This window comes from Aneurinibacillus uraniidurans, assembly GCF_028471905.1.
Classification (GTDB): Bacteria; Bacillota; Bacilli; order Aneurinibacillales; family Aneurinibacillaceae; genus Aneurinibacillus; species Aneurinibacillus uraniidurans.
In genome coordinates this window covers 1,295,565-1,312,512 of the sequence record NZ_CP116902.1, presented here as the reverse complement: position 1 = coordinate 1,312,512, position 16,948 = coordinate 1,295,565, and the positions used below count along the sequence as shown (strand labels likewise).

Annotated in this window: 16 protein-coding genes; 2 read left to right on the top strand and 14 right to left on the bottom strand. The window is 49.9% G+C overall.

Annotated elements, in window-relative coordinates; all coding sequences use genetic code 11:
- Positions 1-22: 22 nt before the first annotated feature.
- From smc to PO771_RS06565, 12 genes are all read right to left on the bottom strand, one after another.
- On the bottom strand, positions 23-3,580 hold the full coding sequence (gene smc / locus PO771_RS06620; protein ID WP_272562476.1) for a chromosome segregation protein SMC: 3,558 nt from the start codon (positions 3,578-3,580) through the stop codon (positions 23-25).
- Positions 3,581-3,698: 118 nt separating this feature from the next.
- Positions 3,699-4,757 (bottom strand): elongator complex protein 3, encoded by a 1,059-nt coding sequence (locus PO771_RS06615; protein WP_272562475.1) that lies wholly within the window; start codon positions 4,755-4,757, stop codon positions 3,699-3,701.
- Positions 4,754-5,449 carry a ribonuclease III gene (gene rnc / locus PO771_RS06610; RefSeq protein ID WP_272562474.1) on the bottom strand — a complete coding sequence of 232 codons (696 nt, stop codon included), beginning with the start codon at positions 5,447-5,449 and terminating at the stop codon, positions 4,754-4,756. The genes PO771_RS06615 and rnc overlap by 4 nt, the downstream gene beginning before the upstream one ends.
- Positions 5,450-5,467: 18 nt before the next feature.
- Complete coding sequence (gene fabF / locus PO771_RS06605; RefSeq protein WP_272562473.1) at positions 5,468-6,709, bottom strand: beta-ketoacyl-ACP synthase II; 1,242 nt, start codon at positions 6,707-6,709, stop codon at positions 5,468-5,470.
- Between the two features lie 85 nt (positions 6,710-6,794).
- Positions 6,795-7,028 (bottom strand): acyl carrier protein, encoded by a 234-nt coding sequence (locus tag PO771_RS06600; protein ID WP_096465004.1) that lies wholly within the window; start codon positions 7,026-7,028, stop codon positions 6,795-6,797.
- A gap of 49 nt (positions 7,029-7,077) precedes the next feature.
- Positions 7,078-7,818, bottom strand: a complete 741-nt coding sequence (gene fabG / locus PO771_RS06595; protein ID WP_272562472.1) for a 3-oxoacyl-ACP reductase FabG — start codon at positions 7,816-7,818, stop codon at positions 7,078-7,080.
- Between the two features lie 13 nt (positions 7,819-7,831).
- Positions 7,832-8,779, bottom strand: a complete 948-nt coding sequence (gene fabD / locus PO771_RS06590) for an ACP S-malonyltransferase (protein ID WP_272562471.1) — start codon at positions 8,777-8,779, stop codon at positions 7,832-7,834.
- Entirely contained in the window at positions 8,780-9,799 is a 1,020-nt protein-coding gene (locus PO771_RS06585) for a beta-ketoacyl-ACP synthase III (RefSeq protein WP_272562470.1), read from the bottom strand.
- Positions 9,792-10,796, bottom strand: a complete 1,005-nt coding sequence (plsX, locus tag PO771_RS06580; RefSeq protein ID WP_272562469.1) for a phosphate acyltransferase PlsX — start codon at positions 10,794-10,796, stop codon at positions 9,792-9,794. The genes PO771_RS06585 and plsX overlap by 8 nt, the downstream gene beginning before the upstream one ends.
- Entirely contained in the window at positions 10,793-11,386 is a 594-nt protein-coding gene (fapR, locus tag PO771_RS06575; protein ID WP_272562468.1) for a transcription factor FapR, read from the bottom strand. The genes plsX and fapR overlap by 4 nt, the downstream gene beginning before the upstream one ends.
- 219 nt (positions 11,387-11,605) lie before the next feature.
- Positions 11,606-11,782 (bottom strand): 50S ribosomal protein L32, encoded by a 177-nt coding sequence (gene rpmF, locus PO771_RS06570; protein WP_272562467.1) that lies wholly within the window; start codon positions 11,780-11,782, stop codon positions 11,606-11,608.
- A 103-nt stretch (positions 11,783-11,885) separates the two neighbouring features.
- Positions 11,886-12,407 (bottom strand): YceD family protein, encoded by a 522-nt coding sequence (locus tag PO771_RS06565; RefSeq protein ID WP_272562466.1) that lies wholly within the window; start codon positions 12,405-12,407, stop codon positions 11,886-11,888.
- Between the two features lie 112 nt (positions 12,408-12,519).
- Here PO771_RS06565 and PO771_RS06560 point away from each other — a divergent pair, with 112 nt between their 5' ends.
- Positions 12,520-13,737, top strand: a complete 1,218-nt coding sequence (locus PO771_RS06560; protein WP_272562465.1) for a nucleotidyltransferase — start codon at positions 12,520-12,522, stop codon at positions 13,735-13,737.
- Here the strand turns inward: PO771_RS06560 and PO771_RS06555 are convergent.
- Entirely contained in the window at positions 13,727-14,815 is a 1,089-nt protein-coding gene (locus PO771_RS06555) for a SepM family pheromone-processing serine protease (RefSeq protein ID WP_272562464.1), read from the bottom strand. The genes PO771_RS06560 and PO771_RS06555 overlap by 11 nt on opposite strands.
- Positions 14,812-15,612 carry a patatin-like phospholipase family protein gene (locus tag PO771_RS06550; protein WP_272563118.1) on the bottom strand — a complete coding sequence of 267 codons (801 nt, stop codon included), beginning with the start codon at positions 15,610-15,612 and terminating at the stop codon, positions 14,812-14,814. The genes PO771_RS06555 and PO771_RS06550 overlap by 4 nt, the downstream gene beginning before the upstream one ends.
- 97 nt (positions 15,613-15,709) lie before the next feature.
- Here PO771_RS06550 and ylbJ point away from each other — a divergent pair, with 97 nt between their 5' ends.
- A complete protein-coding gene (ylbJ, locus tag PO771_RS06545) occupies positions 15,710-16,948 on the top strand; it encodes a sporulation integral membrane protein YlbJ (RefSeq protein ID WP_272562463.1) in 1,239 nt (412 codons plus the stop codon).

Below are 16,948 nucleotides of genomic sequence, written 5' to 3'. Positions count from 1 at the left end.
ATCCTTTCTATACAAAGTAAGTCTATGTAGCGGCCTCTTCTTCTAAGCGTACAGAAACTAGTTTAGAAACGCCAGATTCTTGCATGGTTACCCCATAAAGCACGTCAGCCCCTTCCATTGTACCCTTACGGTGGGTCACAACGATGAACTGCGTATTGGCACAAAATTCGCGTAAGTACTCGGAAAAACGCTTAACATTCGCCTCATCAAGTGCGGCTTCAACCTCGTCAAGTACGCAAAACGGCACTGGTTTGACACGCAAAATCGAGAACAGAAGCGCAATCGCCGTCAACGCCTTCTCCCCACCGGACAGCAGAGCTAAATATTGCAGCTTCTTACCTGGTGGCTGCGCGACAATCTCGATGCCTGTCTCAAGCAGATTAGCCGGATTAGACAGCTGCAGATCAGCTCGCCCGCCTCCAAACAGTTGCGTAAATACCGTCTGGAACTGCTCGCGAATCGCTTCAAACGATTCCTTGAAGCGACGTGACATCTCACCCTCGATATCCCCAATTACTTGATAAAGCGTTTCTTTTGCCTCACTCAGGTCACGATGCTGGGTCATGAGAAATTCCTGACGTTCGTGCAGCCGCTCATATTCTTCGATCGAACCAAGATTCACGGTGCCAAGCGCGGTTATTCGCTGACGAGTTTGTTTGACGATCGTGACAGTCTCCTCTAAATTATCCGGAAGCGGAAACTTTGCCTTCGCCATCTCATAGCTTAGTTCATACTCTTCGCGCAGCTTATTTAACAGTGTATCGAGTTCAACATCCATACGTTCACTTTGTACCTCATGGCGGTGCAGACGGTCTTCCACCTCTTTTAAGCGGCGGCGGTGTTCTTTCGTATCTGCCTCATGCCGGGCAAGCTTCGCATATACATCCTGCCGCTTCGCACGCTGCTCTTGAATGTGCACGGTATACTGCTCTTTCTGGCTGCGCAAACTGCGAATATTTGCATCAAGCTTCTCTTCTTCTTCATCGCTTGTTGCAGCATCAGAATCAAGCATTAATAGCGCCTTTGTCGTCGCTTCGAGATCTTGCGAGATCATTTCCAGTTCCTGATTCAAGCGACGCTGTTCTGCAAGGCGTGCTTCATGCTGCTCCCGCCTTGTCGCCACTTCCACTTTTAGCTCCGTAATGCGGGCACTGAGCACTTCCTTACTCGTTTCTTTCTCCCTGCGACTCGCTTCTGCCAGCTCGATCTCCTGCTGTTTCTCCTGTTCGGCAATCACAAGCTCTTCTAACTCTTCCTCAATCATCGCAATCCGGCGTCTAGCCTGTTCTTGCTCTCCCTCAAGTATCGACTGATCATGACGGAAGAATTCCCACCGTTCGGCGATGTTCTTCTCCGCTGCATCCAGTTCTCGCAAGAGCCCGTTCAGTTCCTGCTCCTGTGCGCGAAGTTTCTCACCGTTCACCCGTCTCTCTTCTTCCCGCGTGGCAATGGCTGCTTCTTCTTCCGCCAGTACCTGCAGTCGTGCGTACAGCTCGTCATTCTCTTGTTTCTGACGAGCAATCGCTGCTTCAAGCTGCTCAAGCTCTCGCTGGCGACCAAGCAAGTGATTTGACTTTTGCTGCACCGAGCCGCCACTCATCGAACCGCCTGGATTCACGACATCCCCTTCCAGCGTAACAATGCGATAGCGATAGCCAAGCTGGCGGGCCGCTGCATTCGCCTGCTCCAATGTCTCCGTCACAATGACGCTGCCCAGCAAGTTGTACACAATCGAAGAATAGCGATCCGCCGCATGGACAAGCTCAGCAGCAACACCGATAACACCTGGAAGCGAAAGCACACGGGACCGCTCTGAGTCTGGAAGCGTGCGTGGTTTAATAACATCAAGCGGTAAAAATGTCGCCCGTCCGGCTCGTCTGCTTTTGAGCAGATTGATTGCCTGACGGCCAACTGCCTCATTCGCAACAACCACGTGCTGCATCGCACCACCGAGTGCCGTCTCCAATGCAAGCTCATATTGCTTCTCAACCGATATTAACTCGGCAACCGCACCCTCTATGCCTTCCAATCCACGTTCGCGTGCTTTTAAGATCTCCTTAACACCCTGCATAAAGCCGGAAAACTCCGCCTGCATATCGCGCAGCACATCACGTCGCGACAGCAATCCGTTAAACTTATGCTCGCCCTGACGCAGTTCCTCAAGCCCTTTTGTGCGCTCATTCGCATACTTCTTGCGGATCGCGGCTTCATCTTGAAAAGCAGCAATACTATTCGAAAGCTGTACACGAACTCCTGAAAGCTCCTGTTCTAGTTCTGCACGGCGGGCCGCAATACTGTCTTTCTGCCCAATCAATTGTTCATTGTTTTGGGCAAGACGCTCTGCTTTGTGCCCGCTCGTCTCAATAATCTGTTCATGGTGGCGCACTTCATTGCGCAAAGCTGCCATCTGGTTAAGAATTTCAAAATAATCCGCTTTCAATCGTTCAATATCTTTATCCGTAAACGTCGTAAAATTCGCGTACCGTCTCTGCTCCGCAGACAGCTCTTTCTCCAACTCAGCAAGCCGGATCGCAGTCGTATTCACCTGCTCATCGATATGTGCAAGTTCCCCTCGAAGTGCTTCCTGCTTCTCACTCAGTCCAACTGCTTTCCCACGTGCATCCTGCTTGTTACGACTAAAATTACGGAGACGCTCCCGAAGCACCTCGCGCAGCCCCTCTGCTTTCTCTGCTTCTTCCGTTACAGTGAGCAGTCGCTGCTGCAGCTCCTCAAGCACGTTGTCCTGCTCAGATACATACGCCTTTAAATTGGCCACTTTCGCATCCATGTGGTTAATCTCTGCCGCACATTCTACCTGCTCGTTCGTCAGCTCGTCTATGGTCTGCTTACATACTTTCCACTCTTCATGCAGCACATCAAACTGCTTGACATATAAGCCGATCTCGTGGCGCGCAAGCTCTTCTTTCAGCTGCATATACTCTCGCGCCTTATCTGCCTGTGCAGCGAGCGGTTCGATCTGCTCCGCGATCTCACCCATAATATCTTGGACGCGCACAAGATTTTGTTCCGTTTCGTCCAGCTTTTTAACCGCTTCCTTCTTGCGGGCTTTGTATTTTACAATCCCAGCAGCTTCTTCAAACAGCATACGTCTGTCTTCCGAACGTGTGCTCAAAATCTCTTCGATTCGTCCCTGACCGATGACGGAATACGCTTCCTTCCCGACACCTGTATCCATAAATAGCTCAACAATATCACGCAGGCGACAACTCTGACGATTAATGGAATATTCACTATCTCCCGAACGATACACGCGCCGGGTAACTGTAACTTCGGAAAAATCCATTTTTAGCTTCTGGTCTGCATTATCGAGCGTGAGCGATACTTCACAATAATTCACCGGCTTGCGGCCATCACTACCCGAAAAAATAATATCTTCCATCTTAGAACCGCGCAGTGATTTTGCGCTCTGCTCGCCTAACACCCAGCGAATCGCATCTGAAATATTACTTTTCCCGCTGCCATTCGGTCCTACGACAGCTGTAACGCCCGGCACGAACTCCAATTCTGTCCGGTCAGCAAACGATTTAAACCCTGTGATTTCGAGGCGCTTTAGAAACATTTCTAGCCTCCCCTGCCAAAAATTCAAAGCTTCTTTCACTTTATCATGTTATTTCATAAGAAAAAACGCCCTGTCAGCTTTTTTAGCCGAACAGGACGTAAAAACTTGCACAGCCAGCCTACAAATCTGTGAACGATAATGTACCAGCTGCAGACGAACTTTCCCAGCTCACCGTATAGCGAGGATGGTATTGATCAAATACGAGCTTCGACTCATACGGCATCTGCTGCGCAAATGCCCGCCATACTGCTCCTTTTGGGCCGCGTATCGCTGTCTCATCTGCCGGATGAATTCGGACATTCAGGGGACCTCGTGCGTCCGGAACAATCGCCTCCATCATTCGTTTCAACAAGCGGCTGAATAACTCCGTTTCAACAAGCTGGCGAAACGAAGGATGGAGAGGACCGGCAAGCACAGTTCCTGCCTGGCGCAAATCATCCGAGGAGTGAAGTCCCATCCGAATGACCGGAATACCTGCTTTTAACAGCGGAAGCCACACTTCAGCTGTCCACTGTACGGCTTCGTCTACAGTCAGCGGCACATACTCTCCACTGCGATACATACCCTCAAGCTCTGTACCAGCAATAACGAGAGCCGGATAAATTCGCATAAAATCTGGACGAAGCCGAGCCGCTGCCTGTGCTGTACGCACACTAATCGCACGCGTATCTCCCGGAAGTCCCGGTAGAAGCTGTAAGCCGAGCTGCACAGATGGATACTGTCGAATGGTTGCAACTGCACGCTCGACATGAGCGGCCGTATGCCCACGTTTGGCTTTAGCTAGCACTTCATCGTCAAGCGACTGGCAGCCAAGTTCAATCGTTGTGACACCATACGCTAACAGGAAATCCATAATATGCGGCGCAATATAATCCGGACGCGTAGACAAGCGAATACCGGACACTCTGCCCGCTGTGACAAATTCATGGGCGATACTGAGCAGCATCGTCTGGTACCCACGCGGCAAACCAGTAAAGCTGCCGCCAAAAAATGCAATCTCTGCGGTCTGGTCAGCTCGAACGGTAGCAAGCTGTGTTTCAATCGACTGCCGTACGTCTTCTTCTGTCAGCTGACGTTCCCGCTTCTGTCCGGTAATGCGTGCCTGATTACAAAATACACAGTCTTTCGGACAGCCCTGATGCGGAACGAACAGTGCGATGTTAACATGACGCTTCACGCCTGTCTTCTCACAGCCAGCTCTTTCATCGCCATAGACGCGGCATGCTGTTCTGCTTCCTTCTTCGATCGCCCTTTTCCTTGGCCGAGCACACTGCCATTCAGCGTCACCTCGGAGACGAATTCACGACTATGCGCCGGGCCTCGTTCCTGAACGATACAGTATTGAATCTCGCCGAGACCATACCGTTGTACGAATTCCTGCAGCTGGCTTTTATAGTCCGTTACACGCATAAATTCCCCACGGTTAATCCGCGGATAGACGTATGTTTCTAGAAAGCGGGAGACAGCGTCCATACCTTGATCGAGATACAGCGCACCGATAAACGCTTCGAACACATCTGCAAGAAGAGCCGGGCGGAGTCGTCCGCCTGTTAGTTCTTCACCCTTGCCGAGCAAAATCAGATCGCCAAAGCGCAGCTGATTCGCAAACATGACTAGCGACGGCTCACATACGACAGCAGCCCGTAACTTGGTTAGTTCACCTTCCGACATTTTCGGAAAGTTATGGTACAAAAACTGCGAAATCGTCAACTCTAACACCGCATCGCCGAGAAATTCAAGCCGCTCATTATCTTGAAACGGCTTGCCCCGGTGCTCGTTTACGTACGAGGAATGGGTAAAAGCTTGCCGGAGCAGTTTTTCATTTTTGAATTGGACACCAATTTCATTTTGGAAACTTGCAAAGTCCACCGCTCTCACCACCGTACTTTACTCGACAAACTTTTTGAAAACGAGGGTTGCATTATGACCACCAAAACCGAGTGAGTTGGACATTACTACGTTTACATCCATTTTTCTCGCTTCATTCGGTACATAATCAAGGTCGCATTCTGGATCCGGTGTTTCATAGTTAATCGTCGGCGGCACGATCTGGTCACGCAATGCGAGCACAGAAACAACTGCCTCGATTCCACCCGCTGCACCAAGCAAATGGCCAGTCATCGACTTCGTAGAGCTGATCGCTACTTTGTACGCATGATCGCCAAGCGACTTTTTAATTGCCATCGTTTCAAACTTGTCGTTGTATTCTGTAGATGTTCCATGTGCATTAATATAGCTAATTTCTTCTGGCTTCAAGTTTGCATCCGCAATGGCCATATTCATCGCCCGCGCTGCACCTTCTCCACCCGGAGCCGGTTGTGTCACATGATACGCATCCGCGCTCATGCCATACCCAACGACTTCTGCCAAAATTGTTGCACCACGTTTCTTCGCATGTTCAAGCGATTCCAAAACGATAACACCAGAACCTTCTCCCATAACGAAGCCATCACGGTCCAGATCAAATGGTCGACTTGCACGCGTAGGCTCATCATTGCGTGTAGATAATGCTTTCGCATTGCTAAATCCAGCTACGGCTACTGGGCGAATAGATGCTTCTGCACCGCCAGTAATCATCGCATCAGCTTGACCACGCTGAATAATTTTGAACGCGTCGCCAATCGAATGCGTCGCACTTGCACAAGCGGTAATCGCCGCACTGTTCGGTCCTTTAGCACCGAGGGCAATCGACGCCTGACCTGATGCCATATTGGCAATCATCATCGGAACGAAGAACGGACTAATACGACGTGGGCCTTTCTCCATCAGCGTCTTAATCTGATCTTCCATCGTGCCAAGGCCACCGATACCGGAACCAATGTAGACGCCAACACGCTCTGCATTTTCTTCGCTGATATCAAGACCCGCATCTGCAACAGCCATTTTAGCTGCCGCTACTGCAAATTGTACAAATCGGTCTGTACGCTTCACATCTTTGCGTTCAATATACTCTTCCGGGTTAAAATCTTTCACTTCGGCTGCAATTTTTGCCGGGTATTCTGTCGTATCGAATGCTGTAATCAGGCCCACGCCCGATTTACCTGCCAAAAGAGACTCCCAGAATGTTTTGGCGTCATTGCCGACTGGTGTAACTGCACCAACACCTGTTACTACTACGCGATTTTCCATAGTTCACCTCGAAAATATAGCTAGATGTGGAGAAAGTCCCGCATAAAACATACGGGACTTTTTCCTAAAAATAGTTACGTTCACATTACTTGTGGGACTGTATGTATTTGATTACATCACCCACAGTTGCGATTTTCTCTGCGTCTTCGTCAGAAATCTCAAGATCAAATTCGTCTTCAAGTTCCATAACGAGTTCTACAACGTCGAGAGAATCTGCACCAAGATCATCTTTGAACGAAGCTTCTTCTTTGATTTCAGATTCGTCAACACCGAGGCGATCTACGATGATTTTCTTTACGCGTTCTAATGTGTCTGCCATTTGCTTCACCTCCTCTCACTGAATGCTCATTCGTCTATTATACGATGCCTTACATGTACATGCCACCATCAACATGGAATACTTGGCCCGTCATGTAGGAAGCTTCGTCTGAAGCGATAAATTTGACGACATGCGCGATATCTTCTGGCTTGCCAAGACGAGCCAGCGGGATTTGTGTCAGAAGCGCTTGTTTCGCATCATCGCCTAATACCGCTGTCATATCTGTATCGATAAATCCAGGCGCTACTGCATTCACTGTAATGCCACGACTTGCCAGTTCACGTGCAACTGATTTAGTCATACCGATTACGCCCGCTTTAGCTGCAACGTAATTCGCCTGACCTGGATTACCCATAACACCAACAACAGATGAAATATTGATAATGCGTCCACTACGAGCTTTCATCATTGGGCGAGTTACGGCCTTAATGCAGTTAAATACGCCTTTCAGATTTGTTGCAATTACATCGTCGAACTCTTCTTCTTTCATACGCATCAGCAGATTGTCTCGTGTAATCCCCGCATTGTTGACAAGAATGTCCATACCACCGAGTTCATCAATCGTCTGCTTCACCATCGCATCTACCTCAGTAGCATTTGCGACATCCGCTTTGATGATAATCGCCTTGCGTCCAAGTGCTGTTACAGCATCGGCTGTTTCACGCGCTGCTGTTTCATTGCCTGCATAATTGATCGCTACATCTGCTCCTGCTTCTGCAAGCGCAAGGGCAATCGCACGGCCAATACCGCGTGAACCGCCTGTAACAAGTGCTACTTTACCATTCAGCATTCTCGTTCTCCCCCTATTCCTGTTCCGTGAGCACGGCAAGTGCTTTTTCAAGTGTTGCCGCATCCTGAATGGATAACGTTTGTACACTTCGGTCTACTTTTTTCACAAGTCCAGTCAATACTGTGCCTGGTCCGATCTCAATGAAACGATCCACGCCCTGTTCAAGCAAATAGCGCACTGTATCTTCCCACAGTACCGGAGATGCTACCTGCTCGATAAGTGCCTGACGAATGTGATCTGCTTCCTGCACAGACTGTGCGGATACGTTCGCCACAACCGGAATGTATGCATCGTTTACTGTATAATCGGCAAGTTTATCAGCAAGCTTCTGTGCCGCTGGTTTCATCAACATGGAATGAAACGGCCCACTTACGTTAAGCGGAATCGCCCGTTTCGCGCCAGCCGCCTTGGCTGCTTCGCTTGCACGCGCTACCCCTTCTGCACTACCGGAGATAACGATCTGCCCTGGTGAGTTCAAATTCGCTAGCTGCACCGCATATCCCGCTGCCGTTACTTCCTGGCATACAGCATCAAGTGCATCGCGCTCCATGCCCATAATGGCTGCCATCGCACCCTGTCCTGCCGGTACAGCTTCTTCCATGTACTGCCCACGTGCTCGGACGATTTGTACAGCGTCTGCAAACGCAAGCGCATCCGCTGCAACAAGTGCCGAATATTCCCCTAAGCTGTGTCCAGCTGTAAAATCAGGACGAATGTTTGCCTTCTCATTCAATACGCGGAGTATCGCGATGCTTGCTGTCAAAATCGCTGGCTGCGTATTCGCTGTTAAGCGCAACTCGTCTTCCGGTCCATTAAAGCATAACCCAGAAAGTGAAAAGCCAAGTGCCTCATCTGCGGCATCGAATACTGCCGTAGCTGCTGCTTCCGTTGCGTACAAATCGGCTCCCATGCCGACATACTGTGATCCCTGTCCAGGGAATAAAAACGCGGTTTTGCCCATTTATTGCACCTCTTTTTTCTCAGTCGTGCTCCATTTCATCACTGATGCGCCCCAGGTGAGTCCACCACCAAAGCCGACAAGTACAAGTGTGTCGCCTTCTTTGATGCGTCCTTCACTTACTGCTTCATCAAGCGCCACCGGAATGGAAGCAGAAGACATATTGCCATATTTATCGAGATTAATCACAACTTTATCATCCGGAAGTCCCAGACGTTTTACTGCTGAATCAATAATGCGCAGGTTAGCCTGATGCGGAACGAGGAAATCTACCTGTTCTTTCGTAATCCCGGCTTTAGCTACCGCATTGTCTGATGCTGTATTCATCGCACGCACGGCAAACTTAAACACTTCGCTGCCTGCCATATGCACATAATTGTCAGGGCTACCTGGCTCGACTGTCGAAACGGGCTTACGAGAACCGCCCGCCTCAAGCTTTAACAGTTCTGCACCACTTCCGTCGGCACCCAGTTCAAATGACAGGAAGCCCATGCCATCTTCTACCGGACCGAGCACAACAGCACCTGCTCCATCTCCGAATAATACACATGTATTGCGATTCGTCCAGTCCACAATTTTCGAAAGCGTCTCGACGCCGATGACGAGCGCATATCGATACATGCCATTCTTAATAAATTGAGCAGCAACCGAGGTGCCGTATAAAAATCCCGAGCACGCAGCAGAGAGATCGAACGCTGCCGCTTTTTTCGCACCGATTCGCTCTTGGACGAGGCAAGCAGTCGATGGGAAAAACATATCCGGTGTAGCAGTCGCAATAATAATCAGATCAAGCTGTTCGGCAGCAATCCCGGCTTTATCAAGTGCCTGTTGTGCCGCTTTGACCGCCAGATCAGATGTCGTCTGTCCTTCCGCTGCCATCCGACGCTCACGAATACCGGTACGTGTTACAATCCACTCATCCGAAGTATCTACCATTTTTTCCAAATCTGCGTTTGTAATTACCTTGTCCGGCAAATAACGGCCGGTCGAAAGAATTCCCACTGCATGCTGTGTACTATGCATGTAGATCCCCGCTTTCTTTTTGGATTTCATGGGCGATCAGCCCGTTTACATCTTGCGCGATAAATTTGCATGCCTGCTCAATCGTCCGCTGAATCGCACGTGCATTCGAGGAGCCATGTGCTTTAATGCAGGTGCCCTGAACACCCATAAGCAAAGCCCCGCCATGCTCCGTATAGTCCATTTGTGTTTTTATCCGTTTGAATCCCGAGCGAAGCATCATAGCCCCGAGCTGGCTCGTTAAACTGCGCATAAACTCTTCTTTCAATGCGCCCATTAACGTTTTCGCCATGCCCTCCATTGTTTTAATCAAAATATTGCCCGAAAATCCATCGCACACCACAACATCACACACATGCTCCATGATGTCACGACCTTCGACGTTTCCGACAAAATTCAGGGAACTGTTCGTGAGCAAGCCGTACGCCGTCTTCGTCAGCTCGTTCCCTTTCTTCTCTTCCGTTCCTACATTCAAAAGCCCAATGCGCGGTCGTGGTACTCCCATGACTTTCTCCGCATAAATGCTTCCCATCACAGCGTACTGCAGCAGATGTTCCGGATGCGCATCCATATTGGCTCCCGCATCTAAAATCATCACACCTGCTCCGTCAACTGACGGAATGATTGGACTGAGTGCCGGGCGATCAATCCCGGGAATGCGTCCGGTAATGAGCAGTCCGGCTGTCATTAACGCTCCTGTATTCCCTGCTGAAATAATCGCATCTGCTTCTCCATTTTTGACCATTGTAACCCCTACTACAAGAGATGAATCCCGTTTGCGTCGAACCGCCTTTACCGGCTCCTCTTCGGTCGCAATTACTTCTCCTGCATGACGGATTTCAATATTTTGCGGTGCGCCTACAAGCAATGGACGTAACCTCGCTTCATCTCCAACAAGCACAAGACGCGCTTCCGACATTTCACGCGCCGCCGCAATCGCCCCTTCTACGTTCGAGTTCGGAGCAAGATCCCCGCCCATCGCATCTATTGCAATAATCATATGTCCTCCTGTTTGTCACTGGCATGCGCATCAAAATCCGGCATCCGATACACGCGGAATGTCCCGCTAAATACGAGTTCATCCTGCACGTGCGTCTCGACTCTGACCTTGCTTTGCTCTCCCTGTGTCTCCCGAACGACTGCTTTCGCTACAAGACGCTCTCCGAGCCGCACTGGCCGCACGTATCGAATACGAGCCGCGGCGGTAAGTACAACATCTGCATCGATAACTGCTACAGCAAGTGAATTCGCCTGGGCGAAAATATGATGCCCACGAGCAACATGTGTGCGCGAAAAAATATGTTCCTCTGTAATATCAAGAAGAGAAATAGCTGACTGGTCTAACTGTAGATCAACCAGTTCTCCAACTACCTCCTCAAGCGGAAGTGACTTTATTTCTTCATGATTTTGCCTGGCGACATTCTTAATACGTTCCCGTACTTCCGGAATGCCAAGTTCAAGTCGATCAAGTCGGATCGTCTGAATACTTACTCTGAAATGTTCAGCCAGTTCTTCATCCGTATAAAACGGGCTTTCTGCAAGAAGCATGTGAAGCGCTTCCTGGCGGCTCTTCTTACTAAGTCGAGCCATCGTTTCACCACCCATACTGCTAGCGCATATTGCCGTACTTATGACCAGCTACTAATAGCAGTATATAGAACGAAATAGAAAATAACAACTACAAATTTAAAAATGTGTGTGTGCTACATGTTCGTGCTAAAAATCCCATTTCCTTCATGTCCAGAAAACTAGTCAAAACAAGACAAAAAGAGACAGGATGACCGAAATCACCCTGCCTCTTATGATGCATTACGCATTGTTTGCAACCTGGTTGCCTTTGTATGTGCCGCAGCTTTTGCATACACGGTGAGCCAGTTTCATCTCGCCACACTCAGGGCATTTTACCATGCCTGGCACTTCAAGTTTGAAGTGAGTCCGACGCTTGTTTTTGCGAGTTTTTGATGTACGTCTTTGAGGTACTGCCATTTATCCCACCCCCTTCACCGGATTACAATAAAGATCGCCAATTTGATGGGATGTCCACCAAAACAACAATCATCATACCTGATTTTGCAGAGCTTGAAAAGCTTTATTTGTCCTGCTTCCCAAAAAGTTCACCCAGAATCGCCAAACGAGGGTCGATGCGTTCCACAACGCAACCGCATTCTTTGTCATTCCGATTCGCCCCACACTCCGGGCATAGTCCCTTGCAGTCTTCACTACAAATAAGTGTATGCGGCAAATCGAGCAGAACTGCGCCCTCGAGATAAGGGGTTACCTCGATCTCTTCGCCTTCGATTGGGTGAAGCTCCATTTCGTCATCGACTTCAAACTCAATCGCTTTCTCGTCCATGAACGTTTCTTTGACCCCTACATCATAGGAGTATGGAAAATGTTTTAAACAACGGGCACATTCCATCGTAAGTTCACCTGTCAACCGGCCCTCTACAATGAAGAGACCAGTTGCTGCAAATGCTTCCCCGATAAAGTGAGCCGGTTTTGCTTCAACAAGCTGAAGATGACGGCGGGTTAGATTCAGTTCAACCGTCTCATCAAGCGGCAAATGTCTGCCATGAAGCTGTGTCAGTGCATTTTTTTGAAGTTTCATCATTTAGTGACCTCATTTCAAGCAACAAGAATGATTATATCGGTTTACTAGGTGCCATGTCAAGGATAACATGCTAAAATTAGGAGAAATCAATTGGAAAAGGACGTGAGCTTCGGTGCGAACTGTCGGACTCGTTGTAGAATACAATCCCCTTCATAATGGACATGTATACCACTTTACAGAAGCAAAAAAACAAACGGCAGCAGACGCAGCTGTTGCTGTCATGAGCGGATACTTCTTGCAGCGAGGTGAGCCGGCGATTGCAAGCAAATGGGCTCGTACCGAGATGGCACTTCGAATGGGGGCCGATCTGGTACTGGAGCTCCCGTTTGCATATGCGGCCCAAAACGCAGAGCAGTTCGCATTCGGAGCGGTAGCCACCCTTGACGCGACAGGCATTGTCGACACCCTATGCTTCGGTTCAGAAAGCGGACACATTGAGCGTATTCAAACGCTCGCTTCTCTTTTGACAGACGAACCAGATGCATTTCGCACAGCCCTTGCTACAGAACTAGCAAGAGGTGTCAGCTACCCGGCTGCCTACGGTCGTGCAGCGGCACAGCTCCTTGGCGATGCAGACGCCCAGAAAGATACCAGCGAGCCAAACAACATTCTTGGATTGAACTACTGTCTGGCACTCCGCCGCCTGAAAAGCTCAATTATGCCCGCCACCATCACACGACAGAAAGCCGGCTACCATGACACAGAGATGACGGATACACGCATCGCCAGCGCTACTGCCCTGCGTAAGCACCTGCTTGAATCAGGAAATCTTCTAACTATCGCACCTTACGTACCGCCTTCCACACTGGCGGTGCTTACAGACGAGCAGAATGCAGGAAGATTTCCAGTTACATGGGACGACTTTTTCCCTCATGTGCAGCATACGCTGCTCACTCAGACACCAGAGCAGTTGGCTCTCATACATGAGATGACAGAAGGGCTGGAACATCGACTGCTTACAGCCCTGCCACAGGCCGCTGCGTTTCATGAATTAATGGAATCGATCAAAACGAAACGATATACCTGGACACGCCTGCAGCGGTTACTCCTGTATAGTATGCTTCATATCACACACGATCAAATGAAGCAGGCGACAATAGCAGGCCCTGCCTACATCCGTGTGCTTGGCTTCTCCGATACCGGACGCGAGCTATTGCGTCAAATGAAAAAAACGGCACGCGTTCCAGTGCTGACACGCGTGCCTAAGAGTAAGCACTCTTTGCTTGCGCTCGATGTACGAGCCGCCGCCGTTTATGCACTGGCATATCCGCTGGAATTGCGCCTGCGTGAGATGCAGCGAGAATACTGGCAGACACCGATTATGCTTTAGGAGGAATACTCTTCAAGTAGTTCAGCGCATCATCAACTGTCCGCACCGGTACGACTTTGACTTTCATGCCAAGCTTCTCGGCTTCTTCTTTCGCTTCTACATAATTGGAACGCATTTTTGAGCCTGGCATTACATCGTTATTTGGGGCGAAGAAAATGTCTGCATTCATCTTCTCAGCCGCCCGCACTTTATGATACGCGCCGCCGATCGGTCCCACGGTTCCATCCTGACGTATCGTACCGGTACCGGCGATACGATAACCTTTCGTCAAATCGCCCGGTGTGAGCTGACTTAAAATCTCCAGTGTAAACATCAGCCCTGCAGACGGGCCCCCGATGTTTTCTGACTGAATCTCCACTTTCTTTGGCACCTGCACATCCCGCGCTGTCATCGGGCCGTCCGGGTCTGGATAAGCAATGCCGATTCCGGCACGCGGTTTCTCTCCTGCCGCTACCGGAAGCGGTTTAAGCGGTACAGAAGCCGTTATTTCCTTCCCGTCACGCATAAGCGTTAGCCGAGCTGTATCACCCGCCTTATATTGATGCAGGACATCGAGCAGCTGCTTCGAATTTCGTACCGATACATTTCCTACCTTCGTAATTACATCCCCGATCTGCAAATACTGCTTAGCTGGCATATTCGGCACAAAAAAGACGACTAGCGCCCCCTCTTCTGTTACCGTAACCGGCAAGCCTGCTTTGCGAAACGCTACCATCATGGCGTTTTGCTGCGAATTTTTCATATCAAGCAATTCACGCTCATTGTACTGCTCGTCCGTCTCGTACGGACTTTTTACGGTTTCTTCCTTTCTTAATTCTGTGTATGGATCAAGCTTGCCTACTATATATCCAAGCACATTGGCCGGTCCCATGCGCACCGTTGTCAGCATCAATGTCCCTTTTTCATGCTTCGCTCCACCCTCTACCGTTACGATAGGCTGAAGCTCAATCGCCGAGCCGGGACGGATGATATAATACGATGTCGGACTAAGCGCGATGCCAAATAAAATCACAACGATCAGCGCTCCGATCCCGAATGCGCCCCACCTGCTTTTTATAAAACGTCTGCGACCGTTCATCTATCCTTCCTCCATTCTGCTATTTTATCGTGAATATGCGGAATCATCTTTCGTGTCGCCTGGCGTCCCTCTTCTACAATCTCTTCGATATTCGTAAAAGCCGTCGAGCTAAAGCGTCCCACATCTGGACGAACCATAATATCAGCATACACCGTACGATGGCGAAAAATTTCACGTTCCATAATGTCCACTGATTGAAAGATCACGTCAAACAGTGATTTGACTGGCGCATCGGATGGGGCAAGTGCCACATCCACACCTATTGTCAGGTCCGCCCCCATATCACGCACTACTTCAATGGGTACCCGGTCCACGACTGCACCGTCCACTAACAGACGCCCATCCAGTCGATATGGAACAAAAATACCTGGGATCGATACGCTTGCCCGCACCGCTTCATACGCTGGCCCTTTCGTAAAAATCACCCGCTCACCAGTTCCGAGGTCTGTTGCAACGATAGCCAGCGGACGTGCCATTTCTTCAATCCGTCTCTCTCGTGTCAACAGCTTCACCACCTGGCGCAGCTTCTCTCCCGTAACAAAGCCCATTCCAGGTACACATAAATCGATCCAGTGCTTTCGCTTGAGATTAAGAGCTAGCTTCTCCATCATCCCTGTCGTCAATCCACTCGCATACAGGGCAGCTACGAGACTCCCCATACTGCTTCCCGCCAGATAAGCTGGTACGACCCCATGCTCTTCCAGCACTTCCAACACCCCAATATGAGCAAATCCACGCGCCCCTCCCGCGCCAAGCGCTAACCCGATACCTGGCATCCTTTCTTCCCGCTTTTCCATTGTTTCCACCCCGCTTCATCTCCGACAAACGGGTCTATTTTGCCGGGCACGTCCGTACATATAGGATAAGCTTAAATTTCGGTAAGGAGATATGTCTATGCATTCGTTCAAACCGTATGTAACTACTCTGCTGCTTGCCATATTCTGCTTTGTTATCGCAGCCAGCCTGTTATCATTCCCGGAAGCGGCGTTTCTTGCAGCATTACGCGGCCTAAAAATCTGGTGGGATGTTGTATTTCCGGCACTGCTTCCGTTCTTTATTACGTCTGAAATCTTGCTTGGCTTAGGCCTCGCCCACTTTATGGGTGTACTGCTCGAGCCGCTTATGAGACCAGTTTTTAACATCCCCGGCTCTGGCTCATTCGTCTGGACGATGGGATTCGCTTCCGGGTATCCAATCAGCGCTAAGTTAACCACGCAGCTTCGCGCCAAGAATCTCGTCTCCCGTGCCGAAGGTGAACGCCTCGTTTCTTATACTACGACAGCAGACCCTGTCTTTATTACTGGTGCCGTGGCTGTTGGTTTTTTTCACAGCGTCAAAGTCGGCCTGGTCCTCATGGCCGCTCACTACATAACTGCCATCGCGGTAGGGCTTGTCATGTCGCGTTACGCCCCTCACGCACCACGCACGCCGTATACACAAACAAGTAATCGCTCCCTGCTAATCCGCGCCTTTCTTGCGATGCACCGTGCCCGACTTGAAGATGGACGCGCCCTTGGCAAACTAATGGGGGATGCGGTGGCAAGTTCGCTTCAGACCCAGCTAATGGTCGGCGGATTTATTTTGTTTTTCTCCGTACTTCTGACATTGCTTATGAAACTGAATCTCATTGCCCTGCTATCAGCAGCACTCGGGGAGATACTCGGGCTGTTTGGTGCTCCTGCGGAAGGCGCACAGGCTTTTGTGTACGGCCTGTTTGAAGTCACGCTCGGTGCGAAGCAGGCAAGTGATCTATTCGCCTCCTACACGCCCGCATTTGTTCTGGCCAGTACGAGTGCGATTCTGGCCTGGGGCGGATTGTCTGTTCACGCACAAGTAGCCAGCATGCTTGCTCAAACCGATATGCGGTATGGACCTTTCCTCTTCGCTCGCGCCCTGCATGCTGTAACCGCCTTTCTCTTCACGTATACGGCAGGATCATTTTTATACGGACGATTGCAACCAGCTTCTGCCGTCCCAACCTGGGCAACCAGCCTTGGGCTAGAACCGTTATCGCTATGGAATCAACCCTCTTATTATACCTTCTCCCTCCTAGTATGCGCTGCCTTACTCACCCTTACTGCACTGCTCTGGCAGATCTATCACTGGCTGCGCATGCGCAAAGAACCCCGCTAG